9 protein-coding genes and 1 pseudogene are annotated in these 16015 nt (G+C 57.1%); 6 read left to right on the forward strand and 4 right to left on the reverse strand.

From position 1 onward, the window contains the following. Positions 1–8: 8 nt before the first annotated feature. The 3 genes from ACLBWT_RS07005 to ACLBWT_RS07015 form a co-directional block, all read right to left on the reverse strand. Positions 9–488, reverse strand: coding sequence for a hypothetical protein (locus ACLBWT_RS07005; RefSeq protein WP_447662324.1), 480 nt, complete (start codon positions 486–488; stop codon positions 9–11). A 371-nt stretch (positions 489–859) separates the two neighbouring features. Next, positions 860–1393, reverse strand: coding sequence for an NUDIX domain-containing protein (locus ACLBWT_RS07010; RefSeq protein ID WP_447662325.1), 534 nt, complete (start codon positions 1391–1393; stop codon positions 860–862). 31 nt (positions 1394–1424) lie between these two features. Continuing rightward, on the reverse strand, positions 1425–2138 hold the full coding sequence (locus tag ACLBWT_RS07015) for an MOSC domain-containing protein (protein ID WP_447662326.1): 714 nt from the start codon (positions 2136–2138) through the stop codon (positions 1425–1427). A 478-nt stretch (positions 2139–2616) separates the two neighbouring features. Between ACLBWT_RS07015 and trpS the strand changes: the two are divergent. The 3 genes and pseudogenes from trpS (at position 2617) to ACLBWT_RS07030 (ending at position 9655) form a co-directional block, all read left to right on the forward strand. Then, positions 2617–3603 (forward strand): annotated as a pseudogene (gene trpS, locus ACLBWT_RS07020) (tryptophan--tRNA ligase). A 181-nt stretch (positions 3604–3784) separates the two neighbouring features. Continuing rightward, positions 3785–4732, forward strand: a complete 948-nt coding sequence (locus tag ACLBWT_RS07025) for a ribose-phosphate diphosphokinase (RefSeq protein ID WP_447662327.1) — start codon at positions 3785–3787, stop codon at positions 4730–4732. 1734 nt (positions 4733–6466) lie between these two features. Beyond that, on the forward strand, positions 6467–9655 hold the full coding sequence (locus ACLBWT_RS07030) for a glycosyl hydrolase family 18 protein (protein WP_447662328.1): 3189 nt from the start codon (positions 6467–6469) through the stop codon (positions 9653–9655). A gap of 133 nt (positions 9656–9788) precedes the next feature. On the opposite strand, the gene ACLBWT_RS07035 is transcribed toward ACLBWT_RS07030, so the two are convergent. Then, positions 9789–10064, reverse strand: a complete 276-nt coding sequence (locus ACLBWT_RS07035; protein ID WP_447662329.1) for a YciI family protein — start codon at positions 10062–10064, stop codon at positions 9789–9791. A gap of 135 nt (positions 10065–10199) precedes the next feature. Here ACLBWT_RS07035 and ACLBWT_RS07040 point away from each other — a divergent pair, with 135 nt between their 5' ends. The 3 genes from ACLBWT_RS07040 to ACLBWT_RS07050 all read left to right on the forward strand — a co-directional run bounded on the left by ACLBWT_RS07040 (position 10200) and on the right by ACLBWT_RS07050 (position 15855). Then, positions 10200–11225, forward strand: a complete 1026-nt coding sequence (locus ACLBWT_RS07040) for a phosphotransferase enzyme family protein (RefSeq protein WP_447662330.1) — start codon at positions 10200–10202, stop codon at positions 11223–11225. 951 nt (positions 11226–12176) lie between these two features. Beyond that, entirely contained in the window at positions 12177–13982 is a 1806-nt protein-coding gene (locus ACLBWT_RS07045) for an ABC transporter ATP-binding protein (RefSeq protein WP_447662331.1), read from the forward strand. Next, positions 13975–15855, forward strand: a complete 1881-nt coding sequence (locus tag ACLBWT_RS07050; protein ID WP_447662332.1) for an ABC transporter ATP-binding protein — start codon at positions 13975–13977, stop codon at positions 15853–15855. The genes ACLBWT_RS07045 and ACLBWT_RS07050 overlap by 8 nt, the downstream gene beginning before the upstream one ends. Positions 15856–16015 lie beyond the last annotated feature (160 nt).

Below are 16015 nucleotides of genomic sequence, written 5' to 3' on the forward strand. Positions count from 1 at the left end.
ATTAAACTTTAGCTGCAGAGGTGGTTAGCGGTATAGGCGGTCGTTTGCTCGGTTACGGAGCCGTTTTTGACGAAGTGCACGATCTTGCCCCGGAAGTAATACCCCGTATCTCCCGTGCGGAGGACGGAATTCTGGAACACGTTCGTGTCCTTGGAGCTCAGCGTCGTAAGGACGCCCGAATCGATCCATTGGGTTCCCGTCCACTTTTGCAGCTGGAAAGTAGCGCCTAATTCGGAAACAGTCGTTTTGGCCTGAGTTACTGCCGTTAAGGTGACCACGCCTTTTTCGGAATAGATGGATTCATTGCCGTAACCGAGATAAGTATAACCATCATAAAAGCCGTACGTGGAGAACATTGTGGGAGGTGCTGACGTTTTGGCTCCATCAGCCGAGGCTGCCGACAACGGCGAGCTCAGGGAACCGAATACCAAAGCCGCCGCGAATAAAATGCTCCAGAAAATACCGATGATCCTTGCGTTTCGATTCATACTAAATCAGCCTCCAATATGTAATGGTCCAACACTAGAATAACAACCGCAAACCGAGTGTGGTTGCAGCCTTAATAAAAAATATTTACGTGTATTAAAATAGTGATCATCGCCTGCAGCTGCCCTCTTGCGGTCTATGTTCATCCCGATAAGATTGAACGAAAATGGATTTCTCTTCCAGTTAGATAGCGCTTACAATAGTTCCGAAGAACCTAATTGTGAGAAGGGGGAACGCATCCGGGGGAACGGGTTGCGCTGGATTAGCTCTTTCGCCCAGCCGCTTCGGCAAGAGCCGGACTCTCCTAGGCAGGTAACGCGAGGCCGGTGACTGAGGAGATCCGCATGAGGCGGGGAACCTAGTCAGCTGCTGCTCAGAACGGCAGCCCGTCCCGGATCTGACGCTCCACAAGCTCCATGACAAGCGTCTCCCTTTCGATCGCAAAGCCGATATTCACACCTTTTCGCTCCATTATGGCGCGGTTGTGGGAGATGGCATCGGCGATTTCCACCCACTCCGGCCGCGAACCGTTGGCGATCTCGTGGGACTCCGGACGAATCCGGGAGAAATCCGTCTCTGCCCGGCACACATAGAAGCAAGAGCTCATTCTCATGTTTTCATACTCCGACTCCCGCGCGGGACGGATTTCCTCCACGCGGCCGAGCTCCCGGACGACTTCAATGGAAGAGCAGCCGGCTTCTTCCTCCAGCTCGCGCCGGAGCCCTGAGAGCATGTCTTCTCCCGGCTCGATTCCGCCGCCGGGAATGCCGTAGTCGTCATAACGGGCGGTGTAGATCACCAGCATCCTGGTTCCATCGACGATGATGCCCCGGGCGGAACGGCGAACGAAGGCGGAACCGTCTGGATTAGCGACTTTCGGATGGACCAGATCATACAGCAGTTCCATGTCTTCAGCTCCTTTATCCTTTTTGACGCGCTCAAACTTCGACGACCGTGTCGCCGACCCGGACGGTACCCGGCACAGCGACGGATGCATAGAGGCCGAAGTGGTTTCCGAATTGCCGGCTTACAGTCTTGTGCAGCGACGGATCGCGCTGCAGCGAGTCCGGTTCCAGGCCGATCATCGAGCAGCGGCCGCAGAACGAGTCCACTCGCAGTTCGGCGGTCCCTATGCGGACCCGTCTGCCGATCCACTGCGCATCGTCGAAGCCGGGATCATTCATCGCGAGCACCAGGTTAGGCCGGAAGCGGCGCATGTCCAGCTTCTTGCCCCAGGCGGCTTCGAGCTTGCGCCGTGAAGCGTCGGTCACGATGAGAACGGGAGCGGCGTCGACAGCCAGGAGACCCGTCTCCTCCAGGTGAGGCTCTTTGTACCCGGTCATCGACATCCCGATCTCCGTATGCCGCTGCATGTCTGCCAGCAGCTGCTCGTCCCAGCGGAAGGCTCGGCCTTCAGGAGAGATGACATGCAGGCCGTCTTCCGCTACGGATGCGCGGTAAGCCAGCATCTCCGGAAGCTGCCGGGCGGTGATATAGCTGTTCCATCCCTGCTTTGTTTCATCGCGGAATGCCCCGACGCGGTCGCCTGCGAGTCCTGTTGCTTCCATCTCGCAGGCATCCAGGCGCTCGCCCGCAAATGATTTGACCGGATACCTCGTAATGGAGGCGACTTTCCCGGAAGACGTTTCCATCCTTATTCCTCCTCGAATGAATCCTGCCTTTATTATAGGGGCAGGACCGGATTTTGCCCATCGGTTGAAAGCCGAACGGCGTACCATGGAAGAGGCTTCATAGGAGGATAAAGGGAGCGGGATATTGACATACTGGGATATTATTTATATTGAGTGGCAAGCAAATGAATCTATCAAAGCTAGGAATGGAAGAGTACCCTGAAGGAGTTGTCTCAGCGAGCCGGCGACAGGTGGAAGGTCCGGCACAACGGATTCAGGCGAATGGCTCCATTCGCTTCGGCCCGAAAGCGGGCAGCCGTAAGGCAGCCGCCAGTAGGCTCCGGCGGGAGTTCCCGCCGTTATCAAGGGAATCATGTTAGCCGTTTTGACATGACAAGAGGAGCGGCCCTTGGCCGAATTCGGGTGGTATCGCGGAGTATTCACACTTCGTCCCTTTCAGGGACGGGGTGTTTTTTTATGTTCAAGGAGGCGAAGGGATATGGGAAAACGAATCTTGTCGGGAATCAAGCCAAGCGGGGAGCTTAATATCGGAGGGTATGGAGGCGCTTTAAGCCAGTTCGTTGCGATGCAGGAGAATGCCGAATGCTAATTTTTCATTCCGGATCTTCATGCCGTAACCGTCAGGCAGGACCCGAGAGAACTGAGAGCGCGCTCGATGGAGACCGCCGCGCTTTATCTGGCTGCGGGAATCGATCCCAAGCGGTCCGTCGTGTTCTTGCAGTCCCAGGTTTCCGCTCATGCCGAGCTGGGATGGCTGATGGAGACGCTGGCGACCGTAGGCGAGCTGGGCCGCATGACCCAGTACAAGGAGAAGGCGGAGGGCAGGGAGTCGGCGAGCTCTGCCTTGTTCACTTATCCGGCTTATATGGCCGCAGATATACTTCTGTACCAAGCGACTCATGTTCCGGTAGGAGACGACCAGAAGCAGCATCTGGAGCTGGCACGCGATTTGGCGGTCCGCTTCAACAGTCGGTTCAGGAAGGGGCTCTTCTCCATCCCCGAGCCAATTATAGCGGGCATCGGGAGCCGCATCATGGGACTCGATGATCCGGCCAAAAAAATGAGCAAAAGCAATCCCAACCGCAGCAGCTATGTGCTGCTCATGGATGAGCCGGATGAGATCCGCCGCAAATTCGCCAAGGCCGTTACGGATTCCGATGGTGTCGTCCGCTACGACTGGAGCGGCAAGCCCGAGATCAGCAACTTGATGGAAATCTATGCGGTGTTCAGCGGAATGACGATCAAGGACATCGAGCAGCGATACCAGGGCATCGGATACGGAAGCTTCAAAATGGATTTGGCCGAGGCCGTCAGCGGAAAGCTGGAGCTCCTTCAGAGAAACTTCCGTGAACTAGCAGGCTCCGAAGAGTTGGAGCGGGTGCTCAAGGAGGGCGCCATGCGGGCTGCGGAAGCAGCGGCGCCGACGCTTAAGGCCGTGAAGGAAGCGATGGGGTTCGTGGTATGACAGAGACAGACTGAACTCGCTGCGGCTGCAAATGCAGAAGGGCCTGTTCCTTACATCGAGGTTTCTCCTTTGCGAATGAGATGCCGCAGATCAATCCTCCCGCGGGCTGTTGATTTGGCTCCGATAGGCTATAATGGTTAAAAAGGATGATAGCCGAAACGCGGGAGGGAAAGGGATCAATATGACGGATAAAGTGAAAATTTTCAGCGGATCTTCCAATATTCCGCTTGCGAAGAGCATCAGCGAGCAGCTGGGCATTCCTCTCGGAGAGGTGGAGCTGTCGCAATTCGGTAACGGAGAGCTGTACGTCTCCTACAAGGAGCCGATTCGGACCTGCCATATTTTCATCGTGCAGTCGCTGTCGGACCCGGTCAACGAGAATTTTATGGAGCTGCTCATCATGATCGACGCGGCCAAGCGGGCTTCGGCCAAGACGATCAACATCATCATGCCGTACTACGGCTATGCCCGCCAGGAGCGCAAGCGCCATCCGCGCGAGGCGATCTCCGCCAAGCTGGTCGCCGACCTGCTGGAGACGGCAGGCGCTTCCCGGATCATTCCGCTTGATCTGCACACGGCCGCAATTCAGGGCTTCTTCAACTTTCCGGTCGATCATCTCACGGCGCTCGACGAGCTGGCTGAATATATCCGCAGCAAGAACATCGAGAATCCGGTCATCGTGTCTCCCGATGCGGGGCGCGCCTCTACGGCAGAGAAGCTGGCGAACTACCTGCATGCCCCGTTCGCGATGGTCGTGACCAACCACGACAGCCACACGGGAGAAGAGAAGACGCATGTCATCGGCGAGGTGGCCGGCAAGACTCCGATCGTGATCGAAGATATCATCGATACAGGCAAAACCCTTCTCAATGTCGTGGACAAGCTCGTCGAGAAGGGCGGACGCGACATCATGGTCGCGGCGACCCACGGCCTGTTTTCCCAAAATGCGCTTGAACGCCTGGAGCATGCGCATATCAAGGAAATCGTCGTTACGGACTCCATCCTGCAGCCTTCCGGTCATTCCGACAAGCTGACCGTCATCTCGATGGCAAGCCTGTTCACCGAAGCGATCCGCAGCAATATTTATGGCGGCTCGATTGCCACTATGTTCAAGAACAAAGGAATTTAATCGTCCGCGGAAGCAGCATCCGCGAACCGATCCAAAGAGGCCGGAAGCCATTTCCGGCCTCTTTGCCGTTCTCTTCAAACGGCAGGCGAACGTGCGAGCAGGCTTAGAAGGCAGTTTGCCGGTCTGGATGCGTCTCAGAAGCAGATGCAAGACAATTGCAGGCAAGACAATTGCAGGTAAGACAATTGCAAGCAAGACGTTTTATGGATAATGACAGGCTTATGCGCCTTTCGAGAAACACAGCCGGTTTACGTTACCGATGTAGCCCGGCTACTAATTGATAAATGCACATGTTGCACCGTTAATGGAACCCAGGCGCTCTCGGACATTCCATTACAAACACTGATGCGGATTATCTTGGAAGCACGCATTGCCGTTAAAGCACCCGTTGCCGTTAAAGCACCCGTTGCCGTGGAAGCACCCGTTGCCGTGGAAGCACCCGTTGCCGTGGAAGCACCAGTTGCCTTGAAAGCATCCGCTGCCTTGAATGTTCTTTTTACCTAGAATGCTTATCGGACATAGGATCCGTTATTTGCCTTACAGAGTGGAATTTGCGAAGTTATCGGACATTAGATCCGTTATTTGCCTCCACTCTATTGATATTAGGGTAATTTTTTGGAAATAGCGGAACGTATGTCCGATAGAATGCCAAAAGCCTCGAATTCGGCCAAATAGCGGAACGTATGTCCGATAGAATGCCAAAAGCCTCTAATTCGGCTAATTAGCGGAACGTATGTCCGATAAAATGCCAAAAGCATCGAATTCGGCTAAATAGCGGATCGTATGTCCGATAGAAAACCAAAGGCACTCGAAATCGGCCATACGGAACGAATTTCCGAAATGCATGCTTCAAATCCAGGCCTGTCGGCGCTCTCGCCAAACAGATGTCTTTCACCTGCGGCGTCAGAAGCGCGACAGCGTCTCTACACCGTTTCTACAGTCTCTTTGTTGAGCCTTCGCACCGCTTTTCAACCGAGAGGAAATAAAGGCCCATACTTAGAGATGAATCGTTTCGAAAGTTATTATGATTATTAAAGACAATTTAGTGGTTGAAAAAATGATACTTTCGATCTTTTTGTGATGAATATCACGGATTATATAGATTTTGAAAAGGTGTTGGATCATTCCCAACGAATAGGGAAGTTTGATAGGCACAAAATTCGCCAGCGAGGTGGTAAGCACTCTCATTGATGCTTGATATCATTGACTTCACTTCTTTCGCCAAACCTTTCAGATCATTCCGCAAGTCAGATCATTCCGTAAGTCAGCTCATTCCGCAAGTCAGATCATTCCGTAAGTCAGCTCATTCCGCAAGTCAGATCATTCCGTAAGTCAGCTCATTCCGCAAGTCAGATCATTCCGCAAGTCAGCTCATTTCGTAAGTCAGCCCTTTCCCTTTCGCAAGTCAGATCATTCCGCAAGTCAGCTTTTCCGCAGTCAGTTCATTCCGTAAGTCAGCCATTTCCCTTTCGCAAGTCAGCTCTTTCCACAGGTCAGCTTTTTCCAAGTCCGTTCTTCAGGTCAGCTCTTACCGCCAGACAGCTCAACTCTTTCGGTACTTCAGCTCTTTCCGCACTTCAATTCTTTCCGTACTTCAATTCTTTCCGCACTTCAATTCTTTCCGTACTTCAATTCTTTCCGCACTACCCCCCTTTTTTCTAAGTCAGCCGGTCCAGACAGAGGTCGAAAAGCCGTTCCATGATTCCCCAAATCATTATGGATGAGGTGACTTGATTGTCCACGCGACTGAAAAAGAACGTTTCTTCCACGCTTGCTTCCTTGCTCGCTTTGGCACTCCTGATCAGCATGTTCGGAGCTGCCGCTGCCCCCGCTGCCGCTGCGGAGGATCCCAACATCCCCCAGAATCTGGCCGTATCGGATGTAAAGGCAAAATCGATCACTCTGACTTGGGATGAAGTTCCCGGGATCGACCCTAACAACGGGTATCAGATCTACTACAAAATCGGAGACAGCACCCAGTGGAATTGGGCGGCCTGGGCCGGACTTTCCCCGAAAATCGTCGGCGGTCTGGAGCCGGAGACGACCTATTCCTTCTACGTCACTTCCGTTCCGGTGCTAGGCACCCAGAGCGAGAAGAGCAATGTGGTCACGGCAACGACCGTCGCCGAGGATCCCAATGCCTATCCGGAGCCGCCGCTGACGGCTCCCCAATACCTCCGCGTGACGGACGTCACCTCCAATTCGATCGAGCTTGGATGGACGACGAGCCCGCTCGCTACGGGATATGACGTGTATGTGGACAACAAATGGTTCGGGGGAGACTGGGCGGCCGCCGGCAAATTCTCCTACGAAATCGCCAAGCCGACGGTAGGCCAATCCGTTTACTTCCAGGTCGCCGCGCAGGATAAAGATCGCCGGGTATCCGGCAAGAGCAACGGCCTGCGCATCGTCTGGGGCCAGCTCGACGCTCCACAGTCGGTGCAGGTCGTATCGGGAACCCGTACCGCAATCTCGCTAGGCTGGGCTCCGGCAGCTGGTGCGACCGAGTATGAAATCTACCGCGACGGCGACCTCATCGGCACCAGTTCGGTTCCGCGGTATGCGGCGACGGGATTGACCGAGGGCCAAGCCTACGACTTTACGGTCGTCGCCAAGAACAGCCTGTGGCAATCGGAAGCGAGCGTGCCGGCAACCGCCGTTCCGGGCCGCGAGTACAACATCGTCGCCTATTATGCCGCTTGGGCACAGGGCGCCCGCCAGTTCAGTCCGGCTGATATCGACGGCTCGGAGATTACGCATATCAACTACGCTTTTGGTGATATTTGCTGGAAGGGAGCCGGCACGACCGGAGCCGAATGCCAGAACCCTGATATCGAGCTGCAAAAGGGATATGTGTTCAATGGAGGCGTCATTCAAGGCTATCCTGAATTCGATCCCCAAGGCTTCGAGGAGCTGAAGGAGCTCAAAGCCGACAACCCGAGCCTGAAGACGCTCATCTCTGTCGGCGGCTGGTCCTGGTCCAAAAACTTCTCGCTCGTCGCCGCGGATGAAATTTCCCGCAGGACGTTTGCCAGCTCCGCCGTCCAGTTCCTCCGCGCCTACGGCTTCGACGGCTTCGACATCGACTGGGAATACCCGGTTGAGGGCGGAGAGACGACCAACGCCAGGGGACCTCAGGACAAGGAAAATTTCACGCTTATGGTGAAAACCGTCCGCGAGGCGCTTGACGCAGCCGGCCAGGAAGACGGCAAGTATTATCTGCTGACGATCGCCTCCGGCCAAGGCGACAATTTCACGGTAAATGCCGATTACGCCAACTCGGTCCAATACCTCGATTTCATCAACATCATGACCTACGACTACAACGGAACCTGGCAGACGGAAGCGGCCCACAACGCTCCGCTTTACTACGATCCGAACAACAAGGCTGCCTCGGCCAAGCGCTTCAATGCAGCCGGAGGGCTGCAAGGACATCTGAAAGGCGGAGTGCCGAATTACAAGCTGGTAGCCGGAATTCCGTATTACGGAACGGGCTGGGGCGGCTGCGCGAGCGGCGGCGAGTATCAGCAGTGCTCCAGCACGATCATCCCTGGAACGTGGGGGGCTGATGCGAAGTTCGACATCGCCGATCTCGAAAGCAACTACCTGACGAATCCGGACTTCAAGCGGGTGTTCAACAACTACGCCAAGGTTCCTTATTTGTACAATGAAAAGACTGGCGTGTTCATCTCTTATGACGATGCGGAGTCGACCGCCTACAAAACCGCTTATATCCGGTCGATTGATATCGCCGGCGCCATGAACTGGGAAATCAGCGCCGACCGCAACCATACGATGTCGGATCAGCTCGCAGCCGACCTCCCTGCGGGAGGCAGCTCTGCGGACAGCCTGTCGGCACCGGCAGCGCCGACTGCCGGCAAAGCGACCGCCACGGAAATTCCGCTTCAATGGCAGGCCGTGCCGGGAGCGACCGGCTACGACATCTTTGCCGATGGCCAATGGGCGGGGTACGCTGCCGAAACAGAATGGACGCTGAAATCCCTGGAGGCGGATACTTCGTATACGATTGAAATTGCCGCCATCCAAAAAGGAGGGGATGGAAAAGCGATCCGGGTTTCTATTTTCAGTTCCCCTCTGATGGCGAAAACAGCTCCGGCCTCTGATCCGACGCCGACACCGACAACAACGCCGACACCGACACCGACAACAAACCCGACGCCGACGCCGACAACAACGCCGACAACAACGCCGACAACAAACCCGACACCGACACCAATACCGACGCCGACACCATGGTACCCGTCCTATCCGGTAGCTACGCCGACGCCATCCGCAAGCCCGACGCCGTCCGTCACGCCTGCACCGACAGCTTCGGCATTGCCTGAGCCTTCCGCAACGTCCGTGCCGGCCAAGCCGCTGCCGTTCAACGATGTCAGCTCCAAGCACTGGGCGAGCGATGCCATCGCTAGAGCTTCCGGGCTGAACATCATCATCGGGTTCGGAGACGGCAGCTTCCATCCGAATGGAAGCGTCACCCGCGCCGACTTCGTCACCATGCTGGGACGCGCGCTCGGTCTGGACAGCACCGGCGGCAGCCTGGACTTCAAGGATGCTTCCTCCGTTCCGGCTTACGCACGCGGGTATATCGCGCAGGCTCTGGAGGCGGGCTGGCTGAAAGGGTACGACGACGGCACGTTCGGGCCGAAAAAGACCATCACCCGCGCCGAGATCGCAGTGCTGGTCGCCAAAGCGCTCCGGCTTCCGGCCGCAGACTCCAAGCCGGCCTTCGCCGATGCCTCTTCCATCCCGGCATGGGCATCCAAGTATGCAGCCGCGCTGGAAATCGCCGGTCTTATCCAGGGCGACGAAAAGAACCGGTTCCATGGAGATCAGCCTCTGACACGGGCTCAAGCAGCGGTTCTGATCATCAACCTGATCGACCATGCCAAAAAGGCTTCGTAACGAAAACAAGCCCCTTCACCGTTCAGGTGAGGGGGCTTTTCGCTTGCTGAAGCGATGCTGTCGATGTCAAGAAACCGTAGACAGCAGAACTGATGGGCGAATTAGTTCCGGGGCTAGACCTTTTGTTCCGGAGCTAGACCTTCAGATGCAGGGAGGTCATTTCCCAAGGGTGAATCTCGTAATTGCGAGCCTGATGGAGGACATAGGGATCCTGTTCCACGAGCGTGGCGACCTCTTCGAGCGATTCTCCCGTGTAAATGACGAGGCCGCCCCATCCATCTGTGAATCTTCCTCTGGCGGCGATGCGGCCCTCTTGCTCCAGGTTCTCCAGGTAAGCAAGATGCTCCGTCCGCAGCATTGCGCTCTTTTCTTCATCCAGCATCGGCAGCATGACCGCGTAAAATGCCATTGTCGACTCCTCCTCCATCGTATCGGGAATAGTTTCAGTATACATTTATTTGAGGGAACAAGCAGGAAATTAAGGGCCAGCCCCCTAAACCTAATCAGAGGACTAGAAACCTATATTCAGGCAAGGGGGATAAACATGGAGGCATCGGTAGAGAAGCTGTTCGGTACAGAACGGCTGGAGGATGCGGCGCTTCGTTTCGGACTGCAGGGAGATCCGAAGAAGCTGGGCGATTTTGAAAACTATATCTATGAAATGCAGACAGCGGAAGGCGTTTCCGTCATTCTGCGCCTGACCCACAGCAGCCATAGATCGCTGGAAGAAATCGAAGCCGAGCTTGATTTCCTTCAGCATCTTGAGACGGAGGGCTGCGGGAAGGATATCGCGTCGAGTCTGGCCTCGCCGTCCGGCAGCCGCATCGAGAAGATTATGGCCGCGGACGGATCGTGCTTCTATGCGAGCCTGTTCCGCAAAGCGCCGGGCGGAAGAGCGGTGCCGGACTCGGAGGCATGGAATCGGGAGCTGTTCGCCGAGTGGGGGGCGGTAACGGCCCGTTTCCACAACGCTTCCGCCAAGCTGGATCGGAATCTCGCCCGAAGACAGTGGAGCGAGGATGACCTGATCGCGAACGCCGCAGCCTATCTTCAGGGCGAAGACCCGAGGATTATCGCGCAGCTTGCATCCGTGCAGGAAAGGCTGCATGCTCTGCCTCGGCCGGAAGGGAGCTACGGCTTGCTTCACGGAGATATCCATAACGGCAACTTTTTTGTCCACGAAGGCCGCATCACGGTATTCGACTTCGACGACCTGGAATACAACTGGTACATCCATGATGTCGCCATTCCGCTCTATTATGCGCTCAGCTCCCGAATTCCAGATCGATACGGCGCGGATCGGGACGCATATGCGGCGGACTTCTTCCTTAGCTTCCTGCAAGGCTATCGCAGCGAACGGGAGATGCGGGAGGAGTGGCTGGATGTGCTGGGGCTGTTTTTGGAGACGCGCGATCTCACTTTGTATACCGTCCTTACCAAGAAGCTCAGCCCCGAAGAATTGACGGAGGGCACCCGCACCTGGATGGGCCAAATAAAGGAAAGGATTGTTGCCGGGACTCCGATCGTCTCTCTCGATTTCAGGGAGCTGGCCGCTGCCGCGCTCAGCTAGATGCTTGACGAAAGCCGTCCGCTTGGACGGCTTTTGAATGCCAGGAGGGTCGCTGCAAGAAGTCTCGCTGTTTGGGCAGCGTATTGTGGCTATGTCCGCCAGCAAGATGGTTATGTCTGCCAGCAGGATGGCTATGTCTGACAGCAGCGTTGCTATGTCCGCCAGCAGGATGGCTCAGTCGCCAGCAGCGTTACTGTTTTCACCAGCAGAATGGCTAAGTTGCTAGCAAGATTGCTAAGTCTACGAGCAGGTTTGCAAGTAAGCCAGCAGTGTTGATATGTCCGCCAGCAGGATGGCTCAGTCGCCAGCAGCGTTGCTATGTTCACCAGCAGAATGGCTAAGTTGCTAGCAGGATGGCTAAGTCTACCGGCATGATTGCTAAGTTGCTATCAGGATGGCTAAGTCGCCTGCAGCGTTGCTATGTCCGCCAGCAGTGTCGCCATCTCTGCTCTGCCAGCAGCGTTGCTATGTCTTCATGCAGCGGGGTAAGAATTCATTGTGCGGGGACGGTATCCGGAAAAACATCCATATTTAGAAGCCAGTAGTGGCACAGCTGCTGGAAATACCGGTTATCGGACATAGGATCCGTTATTTGCTCAATTATCCCGAAAATGCCTTTTTATCGGACATAGGATCCGTTATTTCAACGAAAATCGGTCCAGAAGAGCAAGAAAGCCAACAATAACGGATCTGATGTCCGTTAAATTTTTTTTAACGGTGCCGGAACCCGAAATAACGGATCGTATGTCCGATAGGGAGGGCGCGCCAGGCTCATTCTCCGTGTGCTGGCACTTCAAGAAGGCTTGCCTTACAGCCTTGCTATCAATCGATAATGAAGGGCGGCTGCAAAAGCCGAGCCGGACGCCTGCCCGCCAGGATAGAGTCGGAGCCTTCCTTGGGAAATATAGGGTATAATAAACGCATACATAGCTCGGAGGTGCATCACGGCATATGGAGAAAGTATTGTCATCGCTGTCCAAGTACCGCGTCTCGGCCGGGGTCGCCCTGCTGATGATGCTCGTCGAGCTGGCGGTGGAGCTGTCCCAGCCTTTTATCATCGCGAAGATCATCGATGAAGGCATCGCCCATAAAAAACTGGAGGTCGTCTGGCTGTGGGGAGGCGTGCTCACTGGAGGGGCGCTTGTCGCCTTCGCGGCGGGGATATGCAGCTCCTTCTACGCTTCGTACGCAAGCCAGGGATTCGGCTACGACCTGCGAGAGCGGCTGTACGGCAAAGTTCAGTCGTTCACCTACGAGGTGTTCAACCGGTTCGCGGCGTCGAGCCTGATCACCCGCCTGACGGGAGACGTCAGCCAGGTTCAGGATACGGTTTTCATGGCGCTCCGCTTCATGACGAGAATCCCGCTTGTGGTTGCGGGAAGCGTCCTGATGGCGCTCATCGTCAACTTCCGGCTGGGTCTTATGCTGGCGGCGACGCTGCCGCTGCTGCTGCTTTTCGTCGGCTGGATGATCGGCCGGGCTTCTTCCGTATTCCAGACGGTGCAGCGCCGTCTCGACAAGGTCAACGCAGTCATTCAGGAGAACTTGACCGGCATCCGGCTTATCCGCGTTTTTGTCCGCATGGGCTATGAAGTCAAGCGCTTCGGGGAAGCCGGCGCCGAGCTGATGAAGGGCACCGTGCGCGCCTTGCGGCTGACGGAAACGACCCAGCCGTTCATCATGCTGATCGTCAACGCCGCCATCATCGCCATTCTCTGGTACGGCCGGCTCGATATCGCATCGGGATCGGCGACCGAGGGCCAGACGGTCGCGGTCATCAACTATGCGCTGCGGACGATCGGCGCAATGAGCATGCTGGCATGGATCGCCGCGATGTTCTCCCGGGCCGGCGCATCGTCCCGGCGCATCCGCGAAGTGCTGAACGCGGACGGCTCCGATGCGCAGGTTGCTTCCGGAACGAAGCCGCTTGCGGGCTCCGATGCGCAGGTTGCTTCCGGAACGAAGCCGCTTGCGGGCTCCGATGCGCAGGTTGCTTCCGGAACGAAGCCGCTTGCGGGCTCGGATGTCGAATTCCGCTCGGTAGGCTTCACCTACCCGGAGAGCAGCATCTCGATCCTGGACAACATCAGCTTCCATGCGCGCGCGGGGCAGCGAGTCGCGATCATGGGGGCGACGGGATCCGGCAAGTCCTCACTCGTGCAGCTGATTCTGCGCCTGTATGAGCCGACCGATGGCGTGATCGCGGTCGGAGGCATCGATCTTCGGGAGCTTGATGTCAAGGCGCTGCGCCGGGCGATCGGTTATGTCCCGCAGGACGTGACGCTGTTCTCCGGCACGGTCAGCGAAAATATATGCTGGGGCAACGAGCATGCGACGGAGGAGCAGATCGCGGCCGCAGCGAAGGCGGCCCAGCTGCATGAGACGATCATGCGCCTGCCGGACGGATACGGAACGATGCTCGGCCAGCGCGGCGTGAACCTCTCCGGCGGCCAGAAGCAGCGGCTTTCCATCGCCAGAGCGCTCGTCAGGGAACCGAAGATTCTTATTCTCGACGACAGCACCAGCGCTCTCGACCTGAAGACCGAAGCCAACTTGCTGCAGGAGCTGGAAGCAATGAGCTGCACGACATTCCTGATAACACAGAAAATAAGCTCGACCGTATCAGCGGACCTGATCCTGCTGCTGGAGGACGGCCGTCTGACGGCGGCAGGGCGCCATGACCAGCTGATGGCGGATTCGGAGCTGTACCGGCGCATCTATGAATCGCAATACGGGGAGGAGACGCGGCATGCTTAAGCAATGGCTCGAACCGCTGAGAGTTCCGCGCCCCGAGCCGGATCCTTCGCTTCCGCCTGCGGGCGCCCGCGGCGGCAAGCCGAAGGCGAAGGCCAAGGACTGGACCGGCACGCTGAGGCGGGTGTGGGGATATCTGGCGAAGCGCAAGGTGAAGCTGACGATCGTGCTCGTGCTTGTAGCGGTCAGCTCCGCGCTTGCCTTGCTCGGCCCGTACATGATCGGGCGCGCCGTCGACCTTTATCTCAAGGAAGGCAGCGACGCAGGCGGATGGGGCTTATTCCTCGCCGGGCTCGGCACGGCATACCTGCTTGCTTCCGCAACTTCCTGGACCCACAACGTGTGGATGATCACGATCGCCCAGGAGACGGTGTACCGGCTGCGCAGCGATCTGTTCGCCCACCTGCACCGGCTGCCCATTCCGTTCTACGGCAAGCGTCAGCAGGGCGAGATCATGAGCCGCCTGACGAACGATATCGAAAATGTCAGCTCCACGCTCAACAGCTCCGCGATCCAGATCTTCTCCAGCGTGCTGACGCTGGTCGGAACGGTGAGCGTCATGCTGTGGCTCAGTCCGCTGCTGACGCTGCTGACCTTTGTCGTCGTGCCGCTGATGGCGGTCGGCATGCGCTGGATCACGAGGCGGACCGGCCCTCTGTTCAAGGCCCGCCAGCGCAATCTCGGAGAGCTGAACGGCTACATCGAGGAGACGCTGTCCGGCCAGCGCGTCATTACGGCCTTCTCCCGCGAGGAGCAGGTCAAGGAGGCGTTCCGCGAGCGCAACGAGCGGATCCGGCTGTCCGGATTCTGGGCGCAGACGATCTCGGGCTTCATCCCCAAGGTCATGAACAGCCTGAACAACCTGAGCTTCGCCATCGTGGCGGGAGTGGGCGGAATTCTGGCTGTACGCGGCGCCATTACGGTCGGCACGATCATCGTGTTCGCCGAGTATGCGCGCCAGTTCACCCGTCCGCTGAATGACTTGGCGAACCAGTGGAATACGCTGCTGTCGGCCATCGCAGGCGCCGAGCGGGTCTTCGAGGTGCTCGACGAGGAGCCGGAGGAGCGGGAGGACAGCAAGGCCGAGCGGCTGGACAAGGTCGAAGGAGCGGTGCGCTTCGAGCATGTATCCTTCGGCTATGAGGAAGGCCGCGAGACGCTGACTGGCATCGACTTCGAAGCTCGTCCCGGCGAAATGATCGCCCTTGTCGGGCCTACGGGAGCGGGCAAAACGACGGTCATCAGCCTGCTCTCCCGCTTCTACGAGCCGACCTCCGGCCGGATTACGCTCGACGGCAAGGATTTGGCCGGCATCCGCCGGGACAGCCTGCGCTCCCGCATGGCTTTCGTGCTGCAGGACTCGTTCCTGTTCGCAGGGACGATACGGGAGAACATCCGCTACGGAAGGCTTGACGCGACCGATGAGGAAGTGGAGGAGGCGGCCAAGCTTGCCAATGCGCATTCCTTCATCATGCGGCTCAAGGACGGCTACGGCAAAATGCTGAGCGCGGACGGCAGCGGCATCAGCAGCGGCCAGAAGCAGCTGCTCGCCATCGCGAGGGCGATTCTCGCGAATCCGTCCATGCTCGTGCTCGACGAGGCGACGAGCAGCATCGATACGGTGACCGAGATCAAAATCCAGGAGGGGCTGCAGCGGCTGATGAAGGGCAGGACGAGCTTCGTCATCGCCCATCGGCTCGGAACGATCCGCAGCGCGGACAAGATTCTGGTGCTGAGGGACGGCAGGCTGGAGGAGCAGGGCACCCATGAGGAGCTGCTGCGCCGCGGCGGCTTCTACAGCGAGCTTTACGGCTCCGGCAAAGGCGTTCCAGGAGGCGCTCAGGAGAATCCTGTGGCTGCCTTGCAGCAGCGCTGACAAGCCATGAAACTCAAGTCGCAAATCACGCAGGTTCAGAAGCTGAAATTGCGCCCCTTGACCGAAGATATGGAGCAGCCGATTTAAACGACCATCGTCTTCAGGGACGGGTTGAAACACGAATATTCCGCCAAAATGAGTGCCCTGAAGGGTGCTCATT

The organism is Paenibacillus sp. D51F (assembly GCF_053345695.1).